The sequence below is a fragment of the Pseudomonas sp. F01002 genome (genome assembly GCF_004402115.1).
Lineage (GTDB): Bacteria > Pseudomonadota > Gammaproteobacteria > Pseudomonadales > Pseudomonadaceae > Aquipseudomonas > Aquipseudomonas frigoris.
The window spans coordinates 188,528-188,754 of sequence record NZ_SOPU01000011.1; the positions used below are offsets into that span (position 1 = coordinate 188,528).

1 protein-coding gene is annotated in these 227 nt (G+C 52.9%); it reads left to right on the top strand.

Annotation, left to right across the window (positions count from 1 at the left end; genetic code table 11):
- Nucleotides 1-165: 165 nt before the first annotated feature.
- A partial coding sequence (locus E3W21_RS31700) for a hypothetical protein (RefSeq protein ID WP_256661533.1) occupies nucleotides 166-227 on the top strand: 62 nt, incomplete at its 3' end.

Genomic DNA, 227 nt, shown 5'->3' on the forward strand with positions numbered 1-227 from the left:
CTTGCTCGCGAAGGCGTCGTGTCAGTCGATATCAATGTTGCCTGACACACCGCTTTCGCGAGCAAGCCCGCTCCCACAGGGGGATCTGTGTTGCTAATGCTTCTGTGGAGCGGGACTGTTGCGAAGTGTGTCTAGACTCTCACAGTCCCCATTGAGTAAAAAACAATGACAACTAACACTGCTACTACAGCGCACTACACCGGCGAAGAGCGCAGTAAACGGATCTT